Source organism: Rhodococcus sp. HNM0569 (genome assembly GCF_012726205.1).
Classification (GTDB): Bacteria; Actinomycetota; Actinomycetes; order Mycobacteriales; family Mycobacteriaceae; genus Rhodococcus_F.
This window is the reverse complement of the sequence record NZ_JAASAE010000005.1, coordinates 236221-258624: the sequence shown is the minus strand read 5'-3', so window position 1 is coordinate 258624 and position 22404 is coordinate 236221. Positions and strand designations below refer to the sequence as shown.

The following is a 22404-nucleotide window of genomic DNA, read 5'->3' as shown; positions in this document are numbered from 1 at the left end:
GGCGTGGGCGCGGAGCCGACGGGACCGGATCGACCGGTCAGCGCACGGTGTGCACGATCAGCACGTCGCACGTCGACTTGCGTGCGGCGTCCGACGGCACGGACCCGAGCAGACGCCCGGTGATCGTGTTGAGCCCACGGTTGCCGATCACGAGCAGATCAGCGCTCACCTCGTCGACGAGCGCGAGCAGCGACTCCACCGGCGCACCGACGACGGCCCGCTCCGTGATGTCGGTGGCGCCCGCGTCCACCGCTCGCTCCCGGGCGGTGCGCAGGATCTCGTACGTGGGCGTCGATCCGGTGACCTGGTATGCCTCGTCGCGCAGGATGTCCGCCGCCTGCTGGGTCTCCTTCGGATCGGCGGGATAGTAGGCGCACGCGAGAACGAGCTTCGCCCCGGCGTCGGATGCGAGGCGTGCAGCCTTCTCGACGGCCCGGTAGGACGACTCCGAGCCGTCGGTGCCGACGACGACGGTCTGATACGACGTCATTCATTCCTCCATAGCTACTGATGCTCCCCCGGCATGCTGACGGAGCGTGCGTTCGTCGTGCGACCGCCGCACGCGACGGCCGTTCGGGCTGACCCTAGCGGTATCCGCTCGCGCGGAGAACCTTTTGCCCGGCTACCCGTGTTGCGCACAGCCTTGTCGGTGAGGTGACACACCGGTTTCCGTGACGTGTCACAGTGCGCTTTCCGACGCGCGAATCTACCGCGCGCTGCCGTGCCGCGGCCCGAACGTGCCCGGCGGGAAGATCTTCGCGGCACGCACCTCGTCGATCCAGGGTTGCGCGAGTTCGCCGAGCCTGCGCGCGCCGTCCTCACCGAGCGCACTCCACGGCGCCGTCGCGAGGTCGTCGGTGAGATCCTCGACCACGGTGCGGATCTCACGTCCCATCTCGGTGAGCGCGCCTGCGTCGTCGAGCAGCTCGCGGTCGCGGAGCGCGGACACCCCTGCCGCCCACTGCTGTTCGGTCCAACCCCGGCTGCGTCGAGCGAACTTCTCGCTGAACCCGTAACCCGACGCGGTGTGCGTGACGAGTGCGTCGAGCCCCGACAGTCCTGCCGTGACCAGCGCACTGATGTGTCCGTCGCCGCGGTACTCGCGCAGCAGGGTGAGCGCGTGCCACAGCACGAGATGCGGCTGCTCCGGCCAGTCCAGCGCGCGATAGGCGGCGGCCAGCGGACGCCCTTCGGTACCGGGAATCGCGTGCGCCGCAATCGACGCCAGTTCGGCGGCCTCGGCGAACTCGGGCGAGCGCAGAGCGTCGTCACCGAGCACCCGGCGGTACGCGGCGTCGACACCGCGCACCCGGGCCGCGACGACTGCGGCGGGCGACGCGAGCGACCATGCCCGCGGGATCGACGCCTCGGCCGCGACGGGAGCGAAGTTGAAGAAGGTGGACGTGACGATCGCCGGACCGACCGCCCCGAGCGGCGCCGCGCGCCCCGCGAAGTACGTCATGGGGCCGCCCTCGAGCCCCGCATCGACGAGCGCGGCGTCGACTTCGGGTGCGAAATACGTGAACGAGTGCAGCGGCTCGAGTCGGCGCGCGATCAGACCGGAATCCTCGGGGTTCATGCCTGCAGACGCTACTTCAGGCCCGCCGCATCCATACCGCGCAGCTCCTTCTTCAGATCGGCGATCTCGTCGCGTAGCCGACCGGCGAGCTCGAACTGCAGGTCGCGCGCCGCTGCCATCATCTGATCGGTGAGATCCTGGACGAGGTCGGCCAGCTCGGCGCGTGGCATCGACTTGGTATCGCGGCCCTCGTAGATGCCTGCGCTGACGGCCCGGCCCGGCTCGCCCTGTGCGCGGCGGCCACGCGACGCGTTGCGTCCGGACCCGCCGACGCCGACGGATTCGGTGTCGTCCGCCTCCTGGTACACCTGGTCGAGGATGTCGGCGATCTTCTTGCGCAACGGCTGCGGGTCGACCCCCATCTCCTCGTTGTAGGCGATCTGCTTCTCGCGCCGGCGTTCGGTCTCCTCGATCGCGAGCTGCATCGAGTCGGTGATCGTGTCGGCGTACATGTGCACCTCGCCGGATACGTTGCGCGCCGCGCGCCCGATCGTCTGGATGAGGCTCGTCGAGCTGCGCAGGAACCCTTCCTTGTCTGCGTCGAGGATCGCCACCAGCGACACCTCGGGCAGGTCCAGACCCTCGCGCAGCAGGTTGATACCGATGAGGACGTCGTACTCGCCCAGCCGCAGCTGCCGCAGCAACTCGACGCGGCGCAGGGTGTCGATGTCGGAATGCAGATACCGCACCCGGATACCGAGCTCGAGCAGATAGTCCGTGAGATCCTCGGCCATCTTCTTGGTGAGCGTGGTGACGAGCACGCGCTCGTCGCGTTCCGAGCGCTCGCGGATCTCGTGCACGAGATCGTCGATCTGCCCCTTGGTGGGTTTGACGACGACCTTGGGATCGACCAGACCGGTGGGCCGGATGACCTGTTCGACGAATTCGCCGCCGGTGCGGCCGAGTTCGTATTTGCCAGGAGTCGCGGACAGGTAGACCGTCTGGCCGATGCGTCCCGCGAATTCCTCCCATGTGAGCGGCCGGTTGTCGGTCGCAGAGGGGAGCCGGAAACCGAACTCGACGAGATTGCGCTTGCGGGACATGTCGCCCTCGTACATCGCTCCGATCTGCGGCACGGTGACGTGCGACTCGTCGATGACGAGCAGGAAGTCCTCGGGGAAATAGTCGATGAGGGTGGCGGGTGCCGAGCCCGCCGGGCGGCCGTCGATGTGCCGCGAGTAGTTCTCGATGCCCGAACAGAAGCCGACCTGCTTGATCATCTCGAGGTCGTACTGGGTGCGCATGCGCAGGCGCTGCGCCTCGAGCAGCTTGCCCTGGTTCTCGAGATTCGAGAGCCGTTCCTCGAGTTCCGACTCGATGTCGCGCACCGCGCGTTCCATGCGTTCGGGACCCGCGACATAGTGCGTCGCCGGGAAGATGCGCAGCGAATCGACCTGCCGGACGACATCGCCGGTGAGCGGGTGCAGGTAGTACAACGCCTCGATCTCGTCGCCGAAGAACTCGATGCGCACCGCGAGCTCCTCGTAGGAAGGGATGATCTCGACCGTGTCGCCGCGCACGCGGAACGAGCCGCGGGTGAACGCCATGTCGTTGCGCGTGTACTGCACGTCGACCAGCAGCCGCAGCAAAGCATCGCGCGGCACCTCGACACCGACCTCGAGGTGCACCGAGCGGTCGAGGTACGACTGGGGCGTGCCGAGGCCGTAGATGCACGACACCGACGCGACCACCACGACGTCGCGCCTCGACAGCAACGCCGACGTAGCCGAGTGTCGAAGCCTCTCGACGTCGTCGTTGATCGAGGAGTCCTTCTCGATGTAGGTGTCCGTCTGCGCGATGTACGCCTCGGGCTGGTAGTAGTCGTAGTACGACACGAAGTACTCGACCGCGTTGTGCGGCAGCATCTCGCGCAGCTCGTTGGCCAACTGGGCGGCGAGGGTCTTGTTGGGAGCCATCACGAGCGTGGGCCGCTGGACCCGTTCGATCATCCATGCCGTGGTGGCCGACTTGCCGGTGCCGGTGGCACCCATCAGGACGATGTCCTTCTCGCCCGCGGTGATGCGCCGTTCGAGCTCGTCGATCGCGGTGGGTTGATCGCCCGCCGGCTTGTGCTCGCTGACCACCTCGAACGCGGCGTCGGTGCGCTCGATCTCGCCGACCGGACGGAACTCGGAGTGCGCGACCACCGGGTGTTCGGATGCGAAAGCCATACGTCCAGGGTAGGCGCGTGCACCGACATCCTGCACGAACGCGAACTCCCGGCCGAGCCTGCCGGGTTTCGCTCGGCGGGCGGCGCCGACGCTCGGTACGTTGTGCTGATGTCACGAGCGCCCGCGATGCACCCGCCGAAGGTCGAGACGTTCGATCTCGCAGCATCGGTGAACACCGACCCCAAGGGTTTCCACCGTCCGGTCGACACGTACCGCGTCGAGCCGTGGGGGCTGTACATGGCGCGGCCCGCCGACCATCCCCAGTTCCACTACCTCGAATCGTGGCTGGTGCCGTCGATGGGCATCCGCGCCACGATCTTCCACTTCACGCCGGGGCACGAGCGCGACCAGGACCGCTACGTCGACATCGGGCAGTTCGACCCGGGACCCTCCAGGTGGACGTCACGCGACCTGTACCTCGACCTCGTCGTGCGCACCGGTCGCGACACACGACTGCTCGACGTCGACGAACTGCTGCAGGCCACGGCCGAGAATCTCGTCGACGCCGCGACCGCCGAGGAGGCGATCACCGTGGCCGCCGCCGCGATCGACGGCATCGCGGCCCACGATCACGATCTCGACGCATGGCTCGGCTCGCTCGGCATGCCGCTCAGCTGGAGGTAGCCGTCCACCCGGTCTCGCGCGCCCACTCGTGTGCCCGGTGGAAAGCCCGATCGAACCACGGTTCCTTCACGTCGAGATAGGCGGCAATCGCCGCGTCGTACGAGCCGTACTCGGCGGCCGCGGCCGCGGCCCGTCTCTTGACCTGTAGGTACTCGTCGCGCGCGGCGTCGTCGCTGCGGAGCCAGTCGCGCATGACGAGAGCGAACTGCTGCGCCGGCCAGCCGTCCACCCGGATGTGGACGTTCGCGGGGCGCCCCGGGTCGGCGTTGCCGTGCAACCGCTTCGCCCACAGCGCAGGATCGGTCTCGCCGCCCTGGTAGGCGGGCTTGGGATCGTCCGCATTCACTGTATCGACGCGCGGGAAACCTCCGGCGGCGAGCGGTGCGGCGAGCGCGTCGGCCGCATCGAGATCGGCCACGGTGATCTGGATGTCGAGCACGTCTTTCGCATCCAGGCCGGGTACCGCGGTCGACCCGATGTGATCGATACGCAGGGCGGCCGCTCCGCTCAGCACGCGCAGCCGCGCGATCAGCCGCTCGGCCTGCGCGGGCCACGACGGATCGGCGCCGACGAGTTCCACGCGTGGACGCACGACGACCCCGTCCCGGACGTTCTCGGCGAACGGCACGAGCCGCTCGGCCCACAACGCGGAGATCGTGTCGTCGAGTGCTCCGGGCGCGCCGCTGTTGTCGAGCCATACGTCGGCAACCGCGCGACGCTGTTCGTCCGTGGCCTGCGCCGCGATCCTCGCGCGCGCGTCCGCCTCGGGCATGCCGCGCAGTTCGACGAGTCGGCGCACCCGTTCGGCCTCGTCGGTGAACACCACCACCACCACGTGGAAGAGCGGCGCCATCGCGCCCTCCACCAACAGGGGAATGTCCTGCACGACGATCGCATCCGACGGTGCCGCGTCGACGATCTCCTGGGTGCGGGCACCGACGAGCGGATGGGTGATCGCGTTGAGAGCGGCACGCGATTCGTCGTTCGCGAAGGCGACCGCGGCGAGAGCCGGACGGTCCAGCGCGCCGTCGGCACGAAGAATCCCGTCGCCGAAACGCTCGACGAGCGCCGCGAGCCCCGGGGTGCCGGGCTCGACGACTTCACGAGCGACACGGTCCGCGTCGACGAGCACCGCGCCCTTCGCTTCGAGTGCCGCGGACACTGTGGACTTACCGGCTCCGATGCCTCCCGTGAGGCCGATTCTCAACACCCGCCCAGTGTGGCATCCCGCACCCGCGGCCGTAGCGGCGCACCTGCACCGAGCCCCGTACTCCGAGACGCCTGTACTCCGATATCGGACCGTGACGCGACGCGCGTGCACGAATGCCCTGCGGCCGGGTGGGTAGCGGCTATCTTCGAGCCCGATCCGCACACGACGGAAGGACCACGATGGCACGCTCCCCCGTTCCGCCGGGCCGCCACCGGCTCGGCCTGCCCGGCAGCATCCCCTGCCGGAACTTTCCCTTCGTGGCGCGTGTCCTCTCCGACCGCAGCCCGTGGTTCGTGCGCCTGTTCACCTCCGGACGGCACAGCCTCGCCTCCAGTCGCACCACGGCCGCCACGCCTGCCGCCACTCCGGTCTGGACGCCCGCGACCGCTGCATGAGGTGCCGCGGGCGCGCACCCGCAACCGCTGCACAGTCACCCCTCCGACGCCCGAAGGCCCCGATCCATTCGGATCGGGGCCTTCGGCGTGTGTGGTCGAGCAGGATCAGGCGTTGCCCGACAGCTTCTCGCGCAGCGCTGCAAGCTGCGCGTCGCTGGCCAGCGAACCACCCGTCGTCGACTCGCTCGACGTCGACGACGCACGCTCGCTCGCGCCGGACTCCGAGGAGTAGCCGGCAGCCGCGTTGGCAGCCTCGGCAGCCTCGTCGGCAGCCATCTTCTCGATCTGCGCGGTGTGCATGCGGTGACGACGCTCCGCCTCGGCGTAGCGGTTCTCCCACTCCTCGCGCTGCTTGTCGAAGCCCTCGAGCCATTCGTTGGTCTCGGGATCGAAGCCCTCGGGGAAGATGTAGTTGCCCTGCTCGTCGTAGCTGTCGGCCATGCCGTACTTCGACGGATCGAACTCGGCGCTGTAGTCCTCGTTGGCCTGCTTGAGCGACAGCGAGATGCGGCGACGCTCGAGGTCGATGTCGATGACCTTGACGAGCGCGTCGTCGCCGACCGAAACGACCTGGTCCGGCACCTCGACGTGGCGCTCGGCGAGCTCGGAGATGTGCACCAGGCCCTCGATGCCCTCTTCGACGCGGACGAACGCGCCGAACGGGACGAGCTTGGTGACCTTGCCCGGCACGATCTGGCCGATAGCGTGCGTGCGGGCGAACTGACGCCACGGGTCTTCCTGGGTGGCCTTGAGCGACAGGGAGACGCGCTCGCGGTCCAGGTCGACGTCGAGAACCTCGACGGTGACCTCGTTGCCGACCTCGACGACCTCGGACGGGTGGTCGATGTGCTTCCAGGACAGCTCGGAGACGTGCACCAGGCCGTCGACACCGCCGAGATCGACGAACGCGCCGAAGTTGACGATGGAGGACACGACGCCCTTGCGGACCTGGCCCTTCTGCAGCTGGTGCAGGAACTCGCTGCGGACCTCGGACTGGGTCTGCTCGAGCCATGCGCGACGCGACAGGACCACGTTGTTGCGGTTCTTGTCGAGCTCGATGATCTTGGCCTCGATCTCCTTGCCGACGTACGGCTGGAGGTCGCGGACACGACGCATCTCGACGAGCGAGGCAGGGAGGAAGCCACGCAGGCCGATGTCGAGGATGAGGCCGCCCTTGACGACCTCGATGACGGTGCCCTTGACGGCCTCGTCCCGCTCCTTGAGCTCCTCGATCGTGCCCCAGGCGCGCTCGTACTGAGCACGCTTCTTCGACAGGATCAGGCGGCCTTCCTTGTCCTCCTTGGTGAGGACCAGAGCTTCGACCTCGTCGCCCACGGCAACGACCTCGTTGGGGTCGACGTCGTGCTTGATCGAGAGCTCACGGGAAGGGATGACGCCTTCGGTCTTGTAACCGATGTCGAGCAGAACCTCGTCGCGATCGACCTTGACGATGGTTCCTTCGACGATGTCGCCGTCGTTGAAGTACTTGATCGTGGCGTCGATGGCGGCGAGGAAGTCCTCGGCGGAGCCGATGTCGTTGACGGCTACCTGCGGCGAGGTCACGGTGGTGGAGGGCATGTGTTGAGTTGCTCCGGACGGGTTGAGGTCGGTTGATGGAGTTCTGTCGGACGAACCCGCAGTACGGACGGGATCCGCACCACAGGCAAGGCAAACCGATCGGGCGACGAATTGATTCCCACCGAATCGAGAATGCAGCGAATGCACCGGACCGCACCGCACGCGATGCAGGACTGCCGACACTCGCGTTCAACAGACTACGCGGCGCGCACGGAGCAGGGCAAACCACCCCACAGCACGCGCCGATAGGCTGGCCGCGTGGCCGATTCTTCCAGCCCGCGGCCCGACTCCTCCGCCGCGGACTCCCTCACCGACGCATCCACACGGCCCGGCGACCGCCACGCCGGCGCGGCCGAGCTGCTCGGCGAAACCCATGTGCGACGCGTCGACGCCGACTCGGCGGCCAGCGCACACGCGAGCCGCGCGTGGTGGGACGCCGACGCAGCCGACTACCACGCGACGCACGGCGAGTTCCTCGGCGTCGATTCGCCCGGCGGCGAGTTCGTGTGGTGCCCGGAGGGCACGCACGAAGGCGACTACCACCTGCTCGGCGACGTCGAGGGGCGCGACGTGCTCGAGGTCGGCTGCGGCTCGGCGCCGTGTTCGCGGTGGCTCGCGCGTCAGGGTGCGCGCCCCGTCGGCCTCGATCTGTCGATGGGCATGCTCGCGCGCGGCGTCGAGGCGATGCGGCGCGGCGGCCCGTCGGTGCCGCTCGTGCAGGCGAACGCGGAAGTCCTCCCGTTCGCGGACGAGAGTTTCGATCTGGCATGTTCGGCTTTTGGTGCAGTTCCGTTCGTCGCGGATTCTTCTGCACTGATGAGGGAGGTCGTGCGGGTCCTGCGACCTGGCGGACTGTGGGTGTTCTCCGTCAACCACCCGATCCGGTGGATCTTCCCCGACGACCCCGGTCCGGCGGGTCTGACCGCGGCACTCCCCTACTTCGACCGGTCGCCGTACGTCGAGGTCGACGACGCGGGCGTCCCGGTGTACGTCGAGCACCACCGCACGATCGGCGATCGGGTGCGGGAGATCGTCGCGGCCGGGCTCGAGCTCCGCGACATCGTGGAGCCGGAATGGCCCGAGTGGCTCGATCGCGAGTGGGGCCAGTGGAGCCCGCTGCGCGGTCAGCTGTTCCCCGGCACCGCGATCTTCAGCTGCCGCAAACCTGCCTGACACACCGGGGGACCTCGAGCACACGCGACCGGGGCGGGTCAGAGCACACGCGACCGGGACGGTCAGAGCAGCCGCGACAGGAAGGTCTTCGTGCGCTCGTGCTGCGGGTTCTCGAGCACCTCGCGTGGCGGGCCCGCTTCCACGACCACTCCCCCGTCCATGAACACGAGTTGGTCGGCGACCTCGCGGGCGAAGCCCATCTCGTGCGTGACGACGACCATCGTCATGCCGTCCGACGCGAGCCGCTTCATCGCACCCAGCACCTCGCCGACCAGTTCGGGGTCGAGCGCCGAGGTCGGCTCGTCGAACAGCATCAGCTTGGGATCCATCGCGAGGGCGCGCGCGATCGCGACACGCTGCTGTTGTCCACCGGACAGTTGCGCCGGGTACACGCCCGCCTTGTCGCTCAACCCGACCCGCGCGAGCAGATCCTGCGCCGTGGCCTCGGCGTCGCGCTTGGCGACCTTCTTCACCTGGATCGGCGCTTCGATCACGTTCTCGAGCACGGTGCGATGCGGAAACAGATTGAAGTGCTGGAAGACCATCCCGATGTCGCGGCGCTGGCGCGCGGCCTCCCGCGGGTGCAACTCGTAGAGCTTGTCGTTCTTCTCGCGGTAGCCGACGAGTTCGCCGTCGACGTACAGGCGGCCCGCGTTGATCTTCTCGAGGTGGTTGATGCAGCGCAGGAAGGTCGACTTGCCGGAACCGGACGGCCCGATGATGCACAGCACCTGGCCGCGCTGCACCTCGAGCGAGATGCCCTTGAGCACCTCGAGGGTGCCGAAGTTCTTCCGGACGCCTTCGGCTCGCACCATCGGCCGCGCCGGGTTCGGGGATGCCTCGTTCGGGTTCGTCTGGCTCACTTCGGCTCGTCTCCCATGGGCTTGGCGCGGAGGTTGTCTGCCGCCCGCTGCTGGCGTGCCGTCAACTGACGCGACATGCCCTTCGAGTAGTACCGCTCGAGATAGTGCTGGCCGACCATCAGCACGCTCGTGATCGCGAGATACCACGTCGCGGCGACGAGGAGCAGCGGAATCGGCTGGAAGTTCGCGCCCGAGATGTCGCGCACGCGGCCGTAGAGGTCGAGCGTGAACGGGATGGCCGCGACCAGGGATGTCGTCTTGAGCATGCCGATCAGCTCGTTGCCCGTCGGCGGGATGATCACCCGCATCGCCTGCGGCAGGACCGTGCGGCGCATCGTCTGGGGCCACGACATGCCGAGCGCCACGGACGCCTCGGTCTGTCCCTCCGGCACCGAGTTGATACCCGCGCGGACGATCTCGGCCATGTACGCGGCCTCGTTGAGACCGAGGCCGATCACCGCGAACAGGAACGCCTGGTTGAGCGACTGGATGTCGAAGCTCGCGAAGGTCGGCCCGAACGGCACGCCGAGGTCGATCTGCTTGTAGATCGACGGGAACAGGCCCCAGAACACGAGTTGGACGTACACCGGCGTACCGCGGAAGACCCACAGATAGCCCCACGCGGCGCCGCGCAGCACGGGGTTCGGCGACAGCCGCATGACCGCGATGATCACGCCGAGGACGACCGCGATCACCATCGCGAGGACGGTCAGCTCGATCGTGACGAGCGCGGCCTCGGACACCCGCGCGTCGAACAGGTACTGCGCGTAGGTGTCCCACCGGTAGGCAGGGTTGGTGGCGGCCCCGTAGACGAACAGCGCGAGCAGCGCCACCACGACGACGGCCGCGACCCACCTGCCGGGGCGCCGCAGCGGCACCGCTTCGATGGTCGCCGAAGCGGGCACTGCACCGGCGGAGTTGTCTGGTCGGGAGGATTCAGTCACGGCACGTCACTCACGGTCGGGGGTCAGCTGGTGGCGCCGTTGACGACGGAGGTTTCGACGAGCCCGTTCTCGACTCCCCAGTTCTCCGCGATCGTGCGATAGGCGCCGTCGTCGATCAGGTGCTGCATCGCGTCGCGCAGCACCGGTGCGAGCGGCGACCCTTTCGCCACCGCCCACCCGTACGGGGCGGCGTCGAAGACACCGCCGGTCAGTTCGAGCTGTCCGTCGCCACGCTCGACCGCGTACGCGGCGACCGGCGAATCGGCCGACATCGCATCGACACGTCCGAGCGCGACCGCCTGCGCGGCGTCGTCCTGGCTGTCGTACTTGAGGATGTCGATGGCGGGCCGCCCCGCGTCGAGGCACTCCTGGTTGCGTGCGGGCAGCTCTTCGAGATCCTGGCTCGTCGCCGTCTGCACCGCGACCCGCAGACCGCACGCGTTCTCCGGGTCGACGTCGCCGCCCGGGGGCTGTACCCACTGACTGCCCGCGTGGTAGTAGGTCACGAAGTCTACGGTCTCCTCGCGTTCCTTCGTGTCGGTGAACGACGACATCCCGAGGTCGTAAGTACCGGCCTCGACCGCGGGGATGATGCGGTCGAAGTCCGCCTCGTTGAACTGCGCGGTGAGACCGAGGACGGACGCAAGCGCATTCATGAGGTCGACGTCGAAGCCCACGATCTCGCCGTTGGGGTCCTTGAACTCGTTGGGCGCATACGGGACGTTGACGCCCACCCGCAGGACTCCCGACGATGCCACCGGCGCCGGCAGCCGGGACGCGATGTCCGGAACCGCCTCGACCTCGACGGGCGCCGCGTCGACGCCCGGCATCTCGGCGGCGGTGTTGTCGACGCACGCGGCCGTCGCGAGGATCGCGATGCCCACGAGCGCGGCCCACGCACGACGTGCGTGTGGACGCGACGAAGACATGCGGATCACTGAACTTTCCTCCTGACGACTCGCAGATCGTATCGGCCCGTCCGGGGACGGCGGAAACCAGCAGCGTCGGGCCGCCCGCACCGGGATGGTCACCGTGTCCAGTTCACCACCGGCGGGCGCGTGCACACACGGTCTCGGTGAACTCGCCGGTCGACGCGCCGCCACCGAGGTCCGCGGTGGCGACACCGGACGAGATCGTCTCGCGCACCGCACGCTCGACGCGCGCGGCGACCTCCGCGAGCCGTCGGTCGCCGCGCGCGAGTGCGAGGTGGTCGAGCATCATCGCCGCGGACAGCATGATCGCGGTGGGATTGGCCCGATTGTGTCCTGCGATATCCGGCGCCGCGCCGTGCGCCGCCTGCGCCATCACCTGCGTGCCGGACGCGTTGATCGACGGCGCGGTGCCGAGCGAGCCCGACAACTCCCCCGCGAGATCCGACAGGATGTCGCCGAACAGGTTTTCGGTGACCACGACGTCGAAATCGCCGCCACGGCGCACGAGCAGTGCGGCCATCGCGTCGACGTGCTCGTCGTCGACCTGCACGTCGGGATAGTCGGCGGCGACCTCACGGCACACGTGCAGGAACAGCCCCGTGGTCATCGCCAGGACGTTCGCCTTGTGGACGATCGTGACGCGTCTGCGCCTTTTCCGCGCGAGTGCGAACGCGACACGCGCGATGCGCTCGGTCGCGGCCCTCGTGACGACACCGACCGCGAGCGCGACGTCGGCGGTCGGCATGAACTCACCGCTGCCGCGCGCCATGTTCCGGTCGGCATAGAGGCCTTCGCTGTTCTCCCGGACGATCACGAGGTCCATGCCGGGGACCGTCGCCCGCACGTGCTCGAACGCGCGCGCCGGCCGCACATTCGCGTACAGCCCGAACCGTTTCCGGATGGCGCCTCCGGGCGCCGGAGTGTCCCGGAAGCGCTCGGGATAGGACACGTTGTCGTGGGGGCCGAGGATCCACGCGTCGAGCTCGGTCAGCGCGTCGAGCGTCGCGTCCGGCAGCGGCGTGTCGAACCGCTCGATCGCGTCGTGTCCGATCACGAGTGGCACCCAGTCGATCTCGACGCCACCGATCGCCGCGGCCGCGGATTCGACGACTGCCACCGCGGCGGGCACGACCTCGTGCCCGATGCCGTCGCCGTCGATGCGGCCGATGCGTACCCGGGTCGCCTTCTCGCCGCCTCCGATGTCGTTGCCGCCGCTGCTGCGATTCACTCCCACCTCGCGCGTCATGGGAGCCATGATTACGCACCATGGTTCAGTCGGTGGAACTACTCCTCGATCCCGATACGGACGCGGCCGTGCGCGCGCAGTGGGCTGCGTTGTGGGACCGCGGCATCGCGAGCCTGCATCGGGTGCAGGCCGAGTCGAACCGGCCGCACGTCACGCTGTTCGTGGCGCACGCGATTCCCGACGAGGCCGAAGAAGCGCTGCGGCGAGCGTTCTCGCCGCAGTCGCTGCCCATCCGTCTCGGCGGCCTGATCTGTTTCGGCAGCAGGCACGTCACGGTCGCGCGCCAGGTGGTCCCGACCGCGAGCTTGTTGTCCTTGCAGCGCAGTGTGTTCGACGTCGCCGTCGGCACGGGAGAAAAGCCGCGGATACCGCCGCACATCGCACCGGGGCACTGGACACCGCATGTGACGCTGTCGCGGCGCGTGCGGGCGGATCGGCTCGGCGAGGTGGTCACGACCGTCGGCGGCGACGACCTCGACGGCCACGGCGTGGCACTGCGCCGGTGGGACGGCGACGCGAAACGCGAGTGGCTGCTCACACCGCCGCCGTGACGGACCGGTCAGAACCGGAGATCGCCGTGCGGTGACGAGTCGAGGTGGGTGTCGGGAAGTACGCCTCGGCGGCCCCGCCCGTCGAGCAGAACCGCGAGGTCGAGGGCCACGAAAAGTGCTGTGACCAGCGCGAGAATGATCATGCCCCCAGCTTCGACTCGGCGGCACGCGCCGGAAAGTGGCACAAACGACATTCCCCGTCGTTTTCCTGCCACAGATGCCGGTGTTCCGCCATACTCGGGTACATGGTGCAGAAGGTCGTGGTACCCCTGCCTCCGCGCGTCGAGATGTTCGAACTCGGCGTCGTGTGCGAGGTGTTCGGCTTCGACCGGTCCGATCAGGGCCTTCCCGTCTACGACTTCTCTCTCGTCGCGGCGTCCCCGGAGCCCGTCCGCACGCGTTACGGGTACGCGATCGACGTCCCACACGATCTCGATCTCCTCGACGAGGCCGATCTGGTCGTCGTCCCCGCAGGCGGCGAGGAGATCGACCCGGGAGGGACCATGATCTGTGCGCCGAGCGACCACGCACCGGACTCGTGCCTCGCACCGCTGCACGCGAAATTGCGTGAGGCCGTGGACCGCGGCGCCCGCGTTGCGAGCCTGTGTACCGGTGCCTTCGTCCTCGGCGCGGCGGGCCTGCTGGACGGTAGGCGGTGCACCACGCACTGGATGCACGCGGCCGCACTCGCTGCCAGATTCCCGTCCGCACATGTCGACCCCGACGTCCTCTACGTCGACGACGATCCGGTGCTCACCAGCGCGGGCACCGCGGCAGGCATCGACCTGCTGCTCCACATCGTCCGCAAGGAGGACGGTGCGCGGGTGGCGAACACCATCGCGCGGCGCATGGTCGTGCCGCCGCACCGCGACGGCGGCCAGGCACAGTACGTCGCGATGCCGTTGCCCGAATGCTCCGACGATTCGTTGTCGCCGCTGCTGGACTGGATCACGGCGAATCTCGCCACCACCACGAGCGTTGCCGCTCTCGCCGCCAAGGCGGCGATGTCGCCGCGGACGTTCGCTCGTCGCTTCCAGGCCGAGACGGGGACCACTCCCGCTCGATGGATCGCAGACCAGCGCGTGTACGCGGCACAGGACCTCCTGGAGAACACCGATCTGCCCGTCGAGACCATCGCCGATCGAGTCGGCTTCGGCGGCGCCGCGGTGCTCCGCCAGCACTTCGCCCGGTTGCGACACACCAGCCCGCAGGCCTACCGTCGCACCTTCCGCGCGAGCGAGCTCGAGCAGCCGGCCTGAGCCGACGTTCGTGGTCTTCCGGCACGGCACCGCCGTGTCGGGGACAATCGGAACAATCACGCCGCAGACGGTGTTGAGTCGGTCGAGAGGCAGGCGTACGGCATGAGGTGTGCCACCTCCGAGCCGTGTCCGCCACCGACCTGACGCGGAGATGTCCGCACGACGAAAGGAACCCCGTGGCAACCCAGACACTCACGCAGCAGAACTTCGACGACATCGTGACCGGCAACGACGTCGTGCTCGTCGACTTCTGGGCGTCGTGGTGCGGCCCGTGCCGCTCCTTCGCCCCGACCTACGAGGCGTCGTCGGAGGAGCATCCCGACGTCGTGCACGGCAAGGTCGACACGGAGGCCGAGCAGGGCATCGCGCAGGCCGCGAACATCCGCTCGATCCCCACGATCATGGCCTTCCGCGAGGGCGTTCTCGTGTTCAACCAGGCGGGCGCCCTTCCGCCCGCCGCGCTCGAGGACCTCGTCACGCAGGTCAAGGCGCTCGACATGGACGAGGTGCGCAAGCAGATCGCGGAGCAGAGCAGCGGCGCCGAGTGACGCCTGCGTTCTGACGCCCCGGCGTTCCGGCACCACAGGGGCCGAGCTCACCGAGCTCGGCCCCTTTTCGGGCGCCGACGTGGCGGATGCCCTGGTAGTCTGCCTGGGCGACACCCGAGTGGGGGCACCCGGGGACTCGAATGGGGGGCACGGTGGGGGATCTTCTGAAAGCCGACGCGGATGCGCTTCGCACACTCGCAGGGACACTGTCGGGCGTTTCGGACACGATCGAGGGCATCGCGGTCACCGCGACGGTCACGATGCCTGGCTCACCGATCGCGCCCGCCACCGAACAGTCCACCACCGCGGTGCTGGATGCGTACCGGCATATCGGGGCGAGTATCCGGCAGATGTCGACGGCGTGCGACGCGACGGCGAGCAGCTACGAGTCGGTGGACAGCGCCTTCGCCGGTCAGTTGCACAGCTACGAGAGCGGACTCTGATGCCCGGGATCGCGCATGTGCGCGGCTGCAGGCCCGACACCATGGTCTCGTTCGGCCGAGAGTTGCTCGCGAAGAATTCGGACTTCGCCGACCAGGTGGGCCGGATGGAACGCGCCGTTGACGGCGTCGCGAGCGGTTGGCAGGGTGACGCCGCGGCGGCTGCGTCGGCGCGGGCGCTGTCGGAGAAGTTGGCCGGCACACATATCGACACCGCCGTCGTTGCGCTCGCCGAACAGTACTCGAGTTTCGGCGCCCGCCTCGGCGACATCCGGACCGCCCTGCTCGCGATCGTGGACCTCGAGGCGGCTGCCGCGGGCATGTCGGTGACCGACGACGGCTCGGTGACGGCGCCCACGATGCCGGGCAGCGACGTCTCGATCCTGGCGGCGATGACGCAGCAGCAGCTCAACGATCAGGCTGCGGGGCTCGAAAGTCGCATCAAACAGCAACTGGCCGACTTCGCCGCCGCCGAGAACGAGGCAGCCCGAGCGATCCAGGACGCGCGGACCGACCTGACCGATCTCGAGAGCAGTCCCGAGGGGACGATCAGTGGTCCGGTACAGCGCATTCTGGACGGGAACGCCGAGTTGCCCACCGATCCGCAGCAGCTTCACGACCTGTGGGAGACGCTGTCACCTGCCGAGAAGGATGCGCTGTACGAGCACGATCAGTACATCGGAAATCGTGACGGGCTGCCTGCGATCGACCGCGACCACTACAACCAGATGAAGCTCGACGACGAACTCGCACGCGCCGCGCACGGCGGCGACAAGGCAGGCAAGCTCGACGATCTGAATGCGATCAAACAGACGCTCGACGAAGACTCGAACCGGATGCTGTTGGTTCTGGACACCGAGAGCGGCGCCCAGACCCATGCCGCCGTGGCCGTCGGCAATCCCGACGAATCCGACCACGTCTCGGTCGCGGCACCGGGGCTGAACACCACTGTCGGTGGTTCGTTGGATTCGATGGTGGGCGAGGCGTCGAGGCTCAAGGACGAAGCGGAGTTGCGACTCGACAAGGATGGCCGCGCATCCGAGTCGGTTGCCTCTGTGGCCTGGATCGGGTACGACGCGCCGCAGTTGAGCGGCGATCTCGACGACAAGGCCGCCGGCGCGCTGCAGGTGGCTACCGAGGGGAACGCGAAAGCCGGTGCCCCGGCTCTGTCCAGCTTCTACAAGGGCCTCGACGTCTCGAACGCCGAGGATCCTCATCTCACCGCGCTGGGCCATTCGTACGGCTCCGTGGTCACCGGCATGGCACTCCAGCAGACCGAGCCCGGCGTCGTCGACGACATGGTGGTGTACGGATCGCCGGGGCTGGACACCGGCCACAGCCCATTCAACGATGCCGTCGGCAAACTGAATGTCGAACCCGGCCACGCATACGTGATGACGGCGCACGACGACCCGGTAGCGCACCTGAACCGCTTCGGCCTCAGCCCCGGGTACATTCCCGGGTTCACCAACCTCGAGACCGAGTCCATCACACTGCCAGGCGGTGACGTTCGAGAGGGAGCCACAGGGCACAGCGAGTACCCGCGGCTCGGCGACAACGGCCAACTCCGCACGACGGGCTACAACACGGCGATGATCGTGGGCGGCATGCCGGATAAGGCGGTCGTGGGATCGGCAGGTCCTGCCACCGGGTTCCTCGACCTCGTGAAAGGACTGGCCCCAGCATGAAGTACTCCCTGCCCCGCGCCGTCGCGGCAGGCCTCGCAGTTGCCGCAGCGTTGACAGGATGTGGAGACGTGACCAAGAACCCCTACGAAGCCACCGGCGAACAAGACACCGCGGCAGCCGCGCAACGCCTCACCGAACTCCCCACCCTCGAAGCCACCGAATCCCACGCACAGCGCATTGCGGAAGAGCTCGGCGCCTACATAACGACCCTCGCGCCTCACTTGCAGTGGGAATGGAAGCGCAGTCGCACTCAGTCAGGTTGCCACCGGCCATACGACCAAACCGAGGGCAAGTTGGTTGCGCTGCCAGCCTATGTGGCCCAGGATCCGATACCAGAAAGTGTGTGGCCTCGAGTTGTGGAGCGAGCGCGCGCACTCGCCGAAACCCTGGGCGCCACCGAGCTCGAGACTTTCCACGACGAACCGGGAAATCGAGATCTGCGGTACTACAGCCGAGAAGGGACAGCAGTCCGGTTCCTCAACCTGGATAATGCGGTAATCAGCGCCGATACCGGATGCCGTCTACCCGAGGCCGTTGCCAACAGAACCCCCTTACCGCCTCCGACGCCATGACACACATCAATTGCGAGCTCGCCAGACCACTCCGACGCCCGAAGCCGCGACCTGTCCACGTACCGATCCGGGCCGTCGCGGCAGGTCTCGTAGTTGCCGCAGCGTTGACAGGATGTGGAGACGTGACCAAGAACCCCTACGCAGCCACCGGCGAACAAGACACCGCGGCAGCCGCACAACGCCTCACCGAACTCCCCACCCTCGAAGCCACCGAAGCCCACGCACACCGCGTCGCCGAAGAACTCGGCGCCTACATCACCAGCCTCGCCCCTGAACTGCAGTGGGAGCGGACGCGCACTCGCAGCCAATCCAGTTGCACCAGTCCGTACGACCAGACGAACGGCAAAGAGGTCAAGCTGCAGAATTTCATGGCACCTGGCCTCATTCCAGATCACGTGTGGCCTCAGGCGCTGCAGCGCGCCCGCGAACTTTCCGCAGAGCTGGGCGCCACCGAAGTCGAAACGTTCCACGATGAGCCCGGAAATCGAGATATTCGCTTCTACAGCAAAGAAGGCACCGCGCTCACACTGCTCAGTGGCACCAACACTGTGATCGGCATGAATACCGGCTGCCGCCTGCCCGAAGCCGATGCCAACTCGACGCCACCGCCCCCGACGCCGTGACCAGCATCCAATACGGGTCCGGTGCCCGACGGAGACGGCGGCGACCTGTCCACGTACCGATCCGCGCCGTCGCGGCAGGCCTCGCAGTTGCCGCAGCGTTGACAGGATGTGGAGACGTGACCAAGAACCCCTACGAAGCCACCGGCGAACAAGACACCGCGGCAGCCGCACAACGCCTCACCGAACTCCCCACCCTCGAAGCCACCGAAGCCCACGCACAGCGCGTCGCCGAAGAACTCGGCGCCTACATCACCAGCCTTGCCCCCCACTTGCAGTGGGAATGGATGGACAGCAGAAGCCAATCCGGATGTCACCGGCCCTACGACCAGACCGACGGCAAGCTGGTGGCGATACCGAACTACGTCGCAAAGGGGTCCATCCCCGACAGCATATGGCCACAAGCGCTGCAGCGCGCCCGCGAGCTTGCCTCCGAACTGGGCGCCACCGAAGTCGAAACCTTCCACAACGAACCAGGCAACAGAGACGTGCGCTTCTACAGCAAAGAAGGCACCGCAATCCGTTTCGGCGACATGGGCAACACGCTCATCGGCATCGACACCGGCTGCCGCCTGCCCGAAGCCGTTGCCAACTCGGCGCCCCCACCGCCTCCGACGTCGTGACACACGGCAATCATGAAGAACTGGGCGCGAAGGTCCGGCGTGCGCAACTGGCGGTGGAGCAGATCCGCGGCGTGGGCACCGTGGACGGTGTCACTGTGCAGGTGAGCGCCGACAACACGATTATTTCGATCGACGGGCCGGCATCCGTCAAGCCGGAGACTGTCCTCGAGGCGTACCGAATCGCTCTGCGCGACAAGGAGCCTCGCGTCGAGGCCGCGATGCGCGACGTACTGCAAGACGCCCGCGTCTCGCAGCTCTCGACCTTCACCGATAGCCGCGGCCGCCGCGAACCGGGCCCCGAGCACCACGCGATCGACCAGGAGGAGGAGGCCTGGGACCGGATTCAGCAGGACCCGCTCGGGCGGCGGGACCAGCTGTGACAGCCGATCGACGTCGCCCACGCTCGGCGACGGGGGCAACACCGTGATCAGCGTCGATACGGGCTGCCGTCTACCCGAGGGAGTAGCCTGAACTGTGCGTCGGCGCCGTGCGCGAAAAGCGAGTGCCCGGACTCGCACAGTGCGCACGGTGCGCAGAGGCCTAATGGGCGGCGGCATCCCAACTGCGCCCGGTGCCGACGGACACCTCGAGGGGGACCGAGAGGTCGATCGCACCGGCCATCTCACGTCGCACGAGCGCTTCGACGTCGCCGCACTCGCCCGGAGCCACCTCGAGGACCAGCTCGTCGTGTACTTGGAGCAGAATGCGCGAACGGAGGCCCGCATCCTGCAGTGAGCGGTGCACGTCGATCATCGCGACCTTGATGATGTCGGCAGCAGTGCCCTGGATCGGCGCGTTGAGCGCCGCACGTTCGGCGTTCTCGCGGCGCATGCGATTGTCGCTGTTGAGGTCGGGAAGGTAACGCCTGCGCCCGTACAACGTGGACGTGTAACCGTCGCGTCGCGCCTGCTCGACCACCTCGCGCAGGTAGTCGCGGACGCCGCCGAACCGCGCGAAGTAGGCGTCCATCTGCTCGCGGGCTTCCTCGGTGGAGATCTTGAGTTGTGCCGCGAGACCGTATGCGCTGAGCCCGTACGCGAGGCCGTACGACATCGCCTTGACGCGGCGGCGCAACTCGGGTGTGACCTCCTCGATCGGCACACCGAACGCGCGCGAGCCGACGAAACTGTGCAGGTCCTCCCCCGTGTTGAACGCTTCGATCAGCCCCTCGTCGCCGGACACGTGCGCCATGATGCGCATCTCGATCTGGCTGTAGTCGGCGGTGAGGAGCGTCTCGAAGCCCTCGCCGACGACGAAACCGTCCCGGATCTGCCTGCCCGCGTCGGTGCGGACCGGGATGTTCTGCAGGTTCGGTTCGGTGGACGACAGGCGGCCGGTCGCCGCGATCGTCTGGTTGAACGTCGTGTGGATGCGGCCGTCGTCGGCCACCGTCTTGAGCAGGCCGTCGACCGTGACCTTGAGCCGCGACGCGTCGCGGTGCGCGAGGAGGTGTTCGAGGAACGGGTGCCCGGTCTTGTCGAACAACCCCTGCAGCGCGTCGGCGTCGGTGGTGTACCCGGTCTTGGTCTTCTTCGTCTTCGGCATGCCCAGTTCGTCGAACAGGACGACTTGAAGCTGTTTGGGCGAGCCGAGATTGATCTGCTTGTCGATCACGGCGTATGCGGCTTGGGCCGCGTCGTTGACCAGGCCCGCGAACGTGCTCTGCAGGTCGTGCAGGTGCTCGGAGCCGACCGCGATGCCCGTCGCCTCCATGTCGGCGAGCACGGCGAGGAGCGGAAGTTCCATGTCGTCGAGCAGGGACAGCGACTCGATGGCCTCGAGTTCGGCGTCCAGCGCCGCCGCGAGATCGAGGACCGCGCGCGACGCGAGGATCTGGGTCTGCGCCGCCTTGACGTCGCTGTCGTCCTCGTCGAGCAGGGACAGTTGCGTGTCGCCGTCGTCTTCGATGCGCAGCTCCCGGTGCAGGTAGCGCAACGACAGGTCGTCGAGTGTGAACGTGCGCTGGCCCGGCCGCACGAGGTACGCCGCGAGTGCGGTGTCACTCGACAGACCACGCAGCGTCCAGCCACGGCCGCGCAGCGCGTGGATCGCCCACTTCGCCTCGTGCAGAGCCTTCGGCTTCGACGCATCGGCGAGCCACGCACCGAGCGCGGCCTCGTCGTCCGGCGTCAGGTCGGCGGTGACGACGTAGGCGCCCTCGCCGTCGGACGCGGCGAGCGCGAGCGCCGTGGTGTCGCCGCCGTACGGCGTGCGCGATCCGACGACCGAGACGCCTGCCCGCTCGCCGGACGACACGTGTGCCTCGAGCCAGGCCGCGACCGCGCCGGGCTCGAGCCTGCCACCGCGGACCTCGAAACCCTCCTCCGCTTCGGGCTCCTGCGGCGCGAGCGTGTCGAACAGCCGATCGCGCAGCACCTTGAACTCGAGGTCGTCGAACAAGGTGTGGATGCGTTCGCGATCCCACTGTCCCAGCACGAGCTGGTCGGGGGTGTACGGCAGCGCGACGTCGCGCACCATCTCGGTGAGCTCGCGGTTGAGCAGCACACTCGAGAGGTTCTCGCGCAGCGCGTCGCCCACCTTGCCCTTGACCTTGTCGACGTTGTCGACCAGAGCCGACAGCGATCCGTACTCGCGGATCCACTTGCTTGCGGTCTTCTCGCCGACGCCCGGGATGCCCGGCAGATTGTCGCTCGGGTCGCCGCGCAGCGCCGCGTAGTCGGGGTACTGCTCCGGCGTGAGACCGTACTTCTCCTCGACGGCCTCGGGTGTGAAGCGGGTGAGTTCGGACACGCCCTTGCGCGGGTACAACACCGTGAGGTCGTCGCTGACGAGCTGGAGCGAGTCGCGATCGCCCGTGACGACGAGAATGCGGAAGCCACTCGCTTTCGCCTGGGTCGCGAGGGTCGCGATGATGTCGTCGGCCTCGTAGCCCTCTTCGGCCATGACCGGAATGCCGAGCGCCCCCAGCACTTCCTTCGTGACCTCGACCTGCCCCTTGAATTCGTCCGGCGCGGCGCTGCGGTTGGCCTTGTAGCCTGCGTACATCTCGGCCCGGAAGGTCTTGCGCGACACGTCGAACGCCGCCGCGACGTGGGACGGCTTCTCGTCACGCAGCAGGTTGATCAGCATCGAGGTGAACCCGTAGACCGCATTGGTGGTCTGGCCGCTGTGCGTCTTGAAGTTCTCGGCGGGCAACGCGTAGAACGCACGGAACGCGAGCGAGTGCCCGTCGAGCAGCATCAGGGTGGGTTGCTGCTCGTCCTCGCTGGTCACCTCACCCGAGGTCGACGGAGCGGGCGCGGACACGGCGGATCGGGATGCAGGGCTCACACCCACAGTCTAGGGACGCACGGCGACACGACACACACCCATGGATGCGTGCACTCTTCCGCGCGCCGACGTGGACGGATACGCAACCGCAACATTT

23 protein-coding genes are annotated in these 22404 nt (G+C 68.0%); 12 read left to right on the top strand and 11 right to left on the bottom strand.

The genetic code is table 11. The features are described 5' to 3' along the window. Positions 1 to 37: 37 nt before the first annotated feature. The 3 genes from HCA44_RS09705 to uvrB all read right to left on the bottom strand — a co-directional run bounded on the left by HCA44_RS09705 (position 38) and on the right by uvrB (position 3750). Positions 38 to 490, bottom strand: coding sequence for a universal stress protein (locus tag HCA44_RS09705; protein ID WP_169648335.1), 453 nt, complete (start codon positions 488 to 490; stop codon positions 38 to 40). A gap of 216 nt (positions 491 to 706) precedes the next feature. Continuing rightward, complete coding sequence (locus HCA44_RS09700) at positions 707 to 1579, bottom strand: hypothetical protein (RefSeq protein ID WP_169648334.1); 873 nt, start codon at positions 1577 to 1579, stop codon at positions 707 to 709. Between the two features lie 11 nt (positions 1580 to 1590). Further along, positions 1591 to 3750: an excinuclease ABC subunit UvrB gene (uvrB, locus tag HCA44_RS09695; protein WP_169648333.1), complete on the bottom strand. Its 2160-nt coding sequence runs from the start codon at positions 3748 to 3750 to the stop codon at positions 1591 to 1593. A 108-nt stretch (positions 3751 to 3858) separates the two neighbouring features. On the opposite strand from uvrB, the gene HCA44_RS09690 reads away from it, so the two are divergent. Next, complete coding sequence (locus HCA44_RS09690; RefSeq protein WP_169648332.1) at positions 3859 to 4374, top strand: DUF402 domain-containing protein; 516 nt, start codon at positions 3859 to 3861, stop codon at positions 4372 to 4374. Here HCA44_RS09690 and coaE read toward each other — a convergent pair. Further along, complete coding sequence (gene coaE, locus HCA44_RS09685) at positions 4361 to 5584, bottom strand: dephospho-CoA kinase (protein WP_169648331.1); 1224 nt, start codon at positions 5582 to 5584, stop codon at positions 4361 to 4363. The two genes, HCA44_RS09690 and coaE, sit on opposite strands and share 14 nt — an antisense overlap. A gap of 179 nt (positions 5585 to 5763) precedes the next feature. On the opposite strand from coaE, the gene HCA44_RS09680 reads away from it, so the two are divergent. Beyond that, a complete protein-coding gene (locus HCA44_RS09680; RefSeq protein WP_169648330.1) occupies positions 5764 to 5979 on the top strand; it encodes a hypothetical protein in 216 nt (71 codons plus the stop codon). A gap of 105 nt (positions 5980 to 6084) precedes the next feature. On the opposite strand, the gene rpsA is transcribed toward HCA44_RS09680, so the two are convergent. After that, entirely contained in the window at positions 6085 to 7557 is a 1473-nt protein-coding gene (gene rpsA / locus HCA44_RS09675) for a 30S ribosomal protein S1 (protein ID WP_169648329.1), read from the bottom strand. Between the two features lie 357 nt (positions 7558 to 7914). Here rpsA and HCA44_RS09670 point away from each other — a divergent pair, with 357 nt between their 5' ends. Beyond that, a complete protein-coding gene (locus HCA44_RS09670; protein WP_169648384.1) occupies positions 7915 to 8730 on the top strand; it encodes a class I SAM-dependent methyltransferase in 816 nt (271 codons plus the stop codon). 62 nt (positions 8731 to 8792) lie between these two features. On the opposite strand, the gene HCA44_RS09665 is transcribed toward HCA44_RS09670, so the two are convergent. The 4 genes from HCA44_RS09665 to HCA44_RS09650 form a co-directional block, all read right to left on the bottom strand. After that, positions 8793 to 9545, bottom strand: coding sequence for an amino acid ABC transporter ATP-binding protein (locus HCA44_RS09665; protein ID WP_169648383.1), 753 nt, complete (start codon positions 9543 to 9545; stop codon positions 8793 to 8795). Between the two features lie 44 nt (positions 9546 to 9589). After that, the gene (locus HCA44_RS09660) at positions 9590 to 10537 is read right to left on the bottom strand and encodes an amino acid ABC transporter permease (protein ID WP_169648328.1); all 948 of its coding nucleotides are present in this window, start codon (positions 10535 to 10537) and stop codon (positions 9590 to 9592) included. Between the two features lie 23 nt (positions 10538 to 10560). Continuing rightward, positions 10561 to 11466: an ABC transporter substrate-binding protein gene (locus tag HCA44_RS09655; protein WP_169648327.1), complete on the bottom strand. Its 906-nt coding sequence runs from the start codon at positions 11464 to 11466 to the stop codon at positions 10561 to 10563. Between the two features lie 112 nt (positions 11467 to 11578). Beyond that, positions 11579 to 12724 carry an isocitrate/isopropylmalate family dehydrogenase gene (locus HCA44_RS09650; protein WP_240945404.1) on the bottom strand — a complete coding sequence of 382 codons (1146 nt, stop codon included), beginning with the start codon at positions 12722 to 12724 and terminating at the stop codon, positions 11579 to 11581. An 11-nt stretch (positions 12725 to 12735) separates the two neighbouring features. Here HCA44_RS09650 and HCA44_RS09645 point away from each other — a divergent pair, with 11 nt between their 5' ends. Continuing rightward, positions 12736 to 13266: a 2'-5' RNA ligase family protein gene (locus HCA44_RS09645; protein WP_169648326.1), complete on the top strand. Its 531-nt coding sequence runs from the start codon at positions 12736 to 12738 to the stop codon at positions 13264 to 13266. 8 nt (positions 13267 to 13274) lie between these two features. Here HCA44_RS09645 and HCA44_RS21180 read toward each other — a convergent pair whose 3' ends face one another. Next, entirely contained in the window at positions 13275 to 13409 is a 135-nt protein-coding gene (locus HCA44_RS21180; RefSeq protein ID WP_277350789.1) for a hypothetical protein, read from the bottom strand. 102 nt (positions 13410 to 13511) lie between these two features. On the opposite strand from HCA44_RS21180, the gene HCA44_RS09635 reads away from it, so the two are divergent. The 8 genes from HCA44_RS09635 to HCA44_RS09600 all read left to right on the top strand — a co-directional run bounded on the left by HCA44_RS09635 (position 13512) and on the right by HCA44_RS09600 (position 19396). After that, positions 13512 to 14525 (top strand): helix-turn-helix domain-containing protein, encoded by a 1014-nt coding sequence (locus HCA44_RS09635; protein ID WP_169648324.1) that lies wholly within the window; start codon positions 13512 to 13514, stop codon positions 14523 to 14525. A gap of 176 nt (positions 14526 to 14701) precedes the next feature. Continuing rightward, positions 14702 to 15073, top strand: a complete 372-nt coding sequence (gene trxA / locus HCA44_RS09630; RefSeq protein ID WP_169648323.1) for a thioredoxin — start codon at positions 14702 to 14704, stop codon at positions 15071 to 15073. 152 nt (positions 15074 to 15225) lie between these two features. After that, positions 15226 to 15516: a hypothetical protein gene (locus HCA44_RS09625; protein WP_169648322.1), complete on the top strand. Its 291-nt coding sequence runs from the start codon at positions 15226 to 15228 to the stop codon at positions 15514 to 15516. Further along, positions 15516 to 17201: an alpha/beta hydrolase gene (locus HCA44_RS09620; RefSeq protein WP_169648321.1), complete on the top strand. Its 1686-nt coding sequence runs from the start codon at positions 15516 to 15518 to the stop codon at positions 17199 to 17201. The genes HCA44_RS09625 and HCA44_RS09620 overlap by 1 nt, the downstream gene beginning before the upstream one ends. A 68-nt stretch (positions 17202 to 17269) precedes the next feature. Continuing rightward, entirely contained in the window at positions 17270 to 17773 is a 504-nt protein-coding gene (locus HCA44_RS09615; protein ID WP_346764656.1) for an LppA family lipoprotein, read from the top strand. A 122-nt stretch (positions 17774 to 17895) separates the two neighbouring features. After that, the gene (locus HCA44_RS09610; protein WP_346764655.1) at positions 17896 to 18396 is read left to right on the top strand and encodes an LppA family lipoprotein; all 501 of its coding nucleotides are present in this window, start codon (positions 17896 to 17898) and stop codon (positions 18394 to 18396) included. A gap of 116 nt (positions 18397 to 18512) precedes the next feature. Beyond that, positions 18513 to 19016, top strand: coding sequence for an LppA family lipoprotein (locus tag HCA44_RS09605; protein WP_346764654.1), 504 nt, complete (start codon positions 18513 to 18515; stop codon positions 19014 to 19016). Continuing rightward, positions 19013 to 19396 carry a hypothetical protein gene (locus HCA44_RS09600; RefSeq protein WP_169648318.1) on the top strand — a complete coding sequence of 128 codons (384 nt, stop codon included), beginning with the start codon at positions 19013 to 19015 and terminating at the stop codon, positions 19394 to 19396. Before HCA44_RS09605 ends, HCA44_RS09600 begins: the two co-directional genes overlap by 4 nt. A gap of 160 nt (positions 19397 to 19556) precedes the next feature. Here the strand turns inward: HCA44_RS09600 and polA are convergent, their stop codons facing one another. Then, positions 19557 to 22307: a DNA polymerase I gene (polA, locus tag HCA44_RS09595; protein ID WP_169648317.1), complete on the bottom strand. Its 2751-nt coding sequence runs from the start codon at positions 22305 to 22307 to the stop codon at positions 19557 to 19559. Positions 22308 to 22404: the final 97 nt, after the last annotated feature.